The 4,523-nt window shown below is 64.0% G+C and carries 3 protein-coding genes and 1 pseudogene; 2 read left to right on the forward strand and 2 right to left on the reverse strand.

Annotation, left to right across the window (positions count from 1 at the left end; genetic code table 11):
- Positions 1-691: DNA-processing protein DprA (locus WBB85_RS11170; RefSeq protein ID WP_432638691.1), on the forward strand; the 691-nt coding region annotated here is incomplete at its 5' end.
- A gap of 138 nt (positions 692-829) precedes the next feature.
- Positions 830-3,394, forward strand: a complete 2,565-nt coding sequence (gene topA / locus WBB85_RS11175) for a type I DNA topoisomerase (protein ID WP_432638692.1) — start codon at positions 830-832, stop codon at positions 3,392-3,394.
- A gap of 28 nt (positions 3,395-3,422) precedes the next feature.
- On the opposite strand, the gene WBB85_RS11180 is transcribed toward topA, so the two are convergent.
- Together WBB85_RS11180 and WBB85_RS11185 are read right to left on the reverse strand one after the other, a co-directional pair.
- Positions 3,423-4,082 (reverse strand): N-acetylmuramoyl-L-alanine amidase, encoded by a 660-nt coding sequence (locus WBB85_RS11180; RefSeq protein ID WP_432638693.1) that lies wholly within the window; start codon positions 4,080-4,082, stop codon positions 3,423-3,425.
- Positions 4,083-4,085: 3 nt separating this feature from the next.
- Positions 4,086-4,523, reverse strand: a pseudogene (locus WBB85_RS11185) (hypothetical protein); the annotation flags it as partial.

Consider the following 4,523-nt stretch of genomic DNA (forward strand, 5'->3'; position numbering starts at 1 on the left):
CGCACGCGGCATCGATGCCGCCGCCCATATGGCCGCCCTGCCCACCGGTACGGTTGCGGTGATGGCGGGCGGCGTCGATGCGATCTATCCGGTGGAAAACCTGCACCTCGCCAAGGAAATTGCCGCCAGCGGTGTCCGGATCTCGGAACAGCCGATGGGGCTCACCCCCGTCGCCCGCCACTTCCCCCAGCGCAACCGCATCGTTTCGGGTCTTGCCCGCGCGGTGATCGTGGTTGAGGCGGCGGCGCGGTCGGGCAGCCTGATCACCGCCCGCAACGCGCTCGATCAGGGGCGCGAGGTGCTGGCGGTGCCGGGCCATCCGCTCGACGGGCGGGCCGCAGGCTGCAACATGCTGATCCGCGACGGCGCGACACTTGTGCGCAGTGTCGAAGACTTGCTGGAGGCGCTTGCCCCCCGCGAGGCACAAGCCGCCCCGGCGCGCGTTTCGCAGGAAGAAAGGCCATCCCTCCCCGTCCCGCCGCAAGCGGAAAATCCCGGCCGCGACTGGCGCGACATGGCCGCACTTCACCAGCAGATCCTCGACCGGCTTGGCCCCAGCCCCCTGGCCGAGGACCAGCTTATCCGCGACCTCGCTTTGCCGAGCGCCGCCATCGCCCCGGAACTCGTCACGCTCGAACTCGAAGGCCGGATCCTGCGCCAGCCGGGTGGTTTATTGTCGCGAACGGAATAATCGCATCTGGAAATCAAGCGTCTTACCCCCTGCCCAAGGCCGCTACAGGCGGGACAGGGCCGGGGGTCATTGACAATCCCTGCCCTTGACGCCCATGTTCCGCGCCCAGAGCAGAAAGCCCGTTTTCAAGAGGAAGTCATGGCCGTTGTCGTTGTAGAATCCCCCGCCAAGGCCAAGACAATCAACAAATATCTTGGCCCGGACTACACCGTTCTTGCCTCTTACGGCCATGTCCGCGACCTGCCCCCAAAGGACGGATCGGTCGACCCGGATCAGGGATTCGACATGAAATGGGAGGTGGCGAGCGACAGCAAGAAACATATCCGTGCCATCACCGAAGCGCTGAAAACCGACGATACGCTGATCCTCGCCACCGACCCTGACCGCGAGGGCGAGGCGATTTCATGGCACCTGAAAGAGGCGCTCGCCTCGTCGATCAAGAAGGGCAAGACCGTCCGCCGCGTCACCTTCAACGCGATCACCAAGGCCGCCGTCAGCGAGGCGATGGCAAATCCCCGCGATGTTGATGGCCCGCTGGTCGAGGCATATCTCGCCCGCCGCGCGCTGGATTATCTGGTGGGCTTCAACCTTTCCCCGGTTCTCTGGCGCAAGCTGCCCGGTGCGAAATCGGCGGGCCGCGTTCAGTCGGTCTGCCTGCGCCTGATCGTCGAGCGCGAGATGGAAATCGAGGCATTTCGTGCCCGCGAATACTGGTCGGTCACCGCAACACTCGCCACCCCGAGGGGGCAGGAATTTCAGGCGCGTCTGACGGTTCTTGGCGGCAAGAAGCTCGACAAATACGATCTGGCCAACGAAACCGCTGCCGAGATGGCGGTGCAGGCCATCACTTCGCGCGATCTGAGCGTGAAGTCGATCGAAGCGAAACCCGCCAACCGCAACCCCTATGCGCCCTTCATGACCTCGACCCTGCAACAGGAAGCCAGCCGCAAGTTCGGTATGGGTGCCAAGGCCTGCATGTCCACGGCCCAGCGGCTTTATGAGGCGGGCTACATCACCTATATGCGGACCGACGGCATCGACATGGCCCCCGAGGCTGTGACCGAGGCGCGCGCGGAAATCCAGCGCCGCTTCGGCGCGGATTACGTACCGGGCAGCCCGCGCATCTACAAGAACAAGGCCAAGAACGCGCAGGAAGCGCATGAATGCATCCGGCCGACCGATATGAGCCTGTCACCCGACAAGCTGAAAGTGGCCGACGATCAGCGCAAGCTCTATGACCTGATCTGGAAGCGCACCCTTGCCAGCCAGATGGAAGCCGCGCGGCTGGAACGCACCACGGTCGATGTGGGCAGCGCCGATGGCGAGGTCGTGTTGCGCGCCACCGGTCAGGTCGTGATGTTCGACGGTTTCCTCAAGGTCTATGACGAAGGCCGCGACGATGCGGTGATCGAGGAAGATGACGACAAGCGCCTGCCGCAGATCATGGAAGGTGAGACGGCGGACAAGCGCAAGATCGCGCCCGAACAGCATTTCACCCAGCCGCCGCCGCGTTACACCGAGGCGACACTGGTCAAGCGGATGGAAGAGCTTGGCATCGGCCGCCCCTCCACCTATGCCTCGATTGTCACCACGATTCAGGACCGCGACTATGTGCGGAAGGACAAGAACCGCCTGATCCCCGAGGACAAGGGGCGGCTGGTGACGGCGTTCCTGACCAACTTTTTCCGCCGCTATGTCGAATACGATTTCACCGCCGATCTGGAAAACGAACTGGATGAGATTTCGGCGGGTGACCGCGACTACAAGGAAGTGCTCGCGCGCTTCTGGCGCGATTTCACCGCCGCCATCGCCGAAACAGCCGATCTGAGGATCGGCGAGGTTCTGACCAAGATCGACGATTTCCTTGCTCCGCATCTATACACGCCGCGTGAGGACGGATCAGACCCACGCATTTGCCCGACCTGCGGCGAAGGGCGGCTGAACCTGAAAACCGCGCGTTCGGGCGGGGCGTTCATCGGCTGCACGAACTACCCCAACTGCCGCTATACCCGCGCCCTTTCCGGCGCCAATGGTGAGGATAGTGCTGCTGCCGAACGTGTGCTGGGCGAAGATGGCGGCGCAGAGATCTGGCTGAAATCCGGCCGCTTCGGTCCTTACGTCCAGCGCGGCGAGGCGACTGAAGAAACACCAAAGCCGCCGCGCGCCAGCCTGCCCAAGGGCTGGTCGCCTGAAAGCATCGATCTGGAAAAGGCGTTGACCCTGCTCAGCCTGCCGCGTGAGGTTGGGCCCCATCCCGAAGATGGCGAGATGATCGAGGCGAGCATTGGCCGCTATGGACCTTACGTCAAACATGGCCGCATCTATGCCAATCTTCCCGACGTGGATGAGGTCTTTACCATCGGCATGAACCGCGCGGTTGAGGTTCTGGCTGAAAAGGCCACGCGCACGGGCCGCACCGCACCGACGGCCCTGCGCGAGCTTGGCGCCCATCCTGATGGCGGCCCCATTCAGGTCATGTCCGGCCGCTACGGACCTTACGTGAAATGGGAAAAGATCAATGCCACCTTGCCGAAAGAAATCACGCCCGAGGCGGTGACGGTAGAACAGGCATTGGAACTGATCGCCGAAAAAGCCGCGAAAAAGGGCGGCGGGCGCAAGAAGGCCACAGCCAAGAAGGCTGCCCCCAAGAAGAAAGCTGCGGCAAAGAAGGCGACAGGCAAGAAGACCGCCGCGAAATCCTGAGCTGCGGCGGGAAAATCCCCGGCGCTGCTCAGACGGGCCCTGCCGCCGGAAACCGCCGGGCCAGATCAAGGGCCAGCGTCCGATCTGTGCTGTCATCCTCTCCTGTCCCCCAGGGACGGAACCGCAAGCGGAACGCCGTCAGAACCGCACCACGCGGCGCATCCGGATAGCCGAAGCTTCTGGCCGACGAAAGAAAGTCGGGCGCCGTGTCGTCCTCCGGTGCAGGCCAGACCGACAGCCCGCGCCGCGCCAGCCGAAACCAGTCAAAACGCGGGCCGGGATCGCATTTGCGTTCAGGCGCCATATCCGAATGGGCAATCACCCCTTGGGGCGGGATCGCCCAGCGGTTCATGATGTCATGCAGCAGGTGTTCCAGGGCCGCCATCTGCGGCTCAGGGAATGGCGCATCGCCGGGATTGGCCAGTTCAATGCCTATGGAATGGGAATTCACATCGCTGATCCCGCCCCAGCAACCGGCCCCGGCATGCCAGGCGCGTTTGGCCTCATCCACCAGCTGCTCCACCGTTCCGTCCTCGGCAATCAGCCAGTGGGCGGACACTTCGGCCGACGGGTCACACAGCCGTGCCCGCGCCGCGGCGAAAGACGGCATTGCGGTGTAATGGATCACGATCAGGCTCGGCCGCGCACCATCCCGGCGGTCGCCGAAATTGGGCGAGGCGAAGGCCAAGGCTCAGCCGCGCGCCTTCTGGAACGGCGTCGGGTCCCAGCGGCAGGCGAAACCGTCCCCATCGGGATCGAGGTTCTTGGGATCCCTTTGCGGCCCGCCGGAATTCAGGAACGCTTCCTGCGCCGCTTCGGGATTGGCGTAGCGGGCGCAGGCACGGTCATGGTTCGACAATGCCAGCGACGAGCGCTTGAAGATCGTCTCACCCAGCCGGTTCGGCGCCTTGACCGCATATTCGATGATGCGCGCGGCATTGCCCCCGCTGCGTGTGGGTAGTGCCGAGGGCTGGATCTGCTGATATTGCGCGCGGTTCTCGGCGATGCGTTCCTTGTCGGACTCGATCGTCTCGCGGGTCGAAACGGCGGAAAAGTCCTGCTCGTCCGAGATGCCGGTATTGTTGACCGCCGGGGCGGCCGATGGAACCAGAGCGGGCTGAGCCGGGAC

It is taken from the genome of Albidovulum sp., assembly GCF_049646345.1.
In the GTDB taxonomy this organism is placed as follows: domain Bacteria; phylum Pseudomonadota; class Alphaproteobacteria; order Rhodobacterales; family Rhodobacteraceae; genus Albidovulum.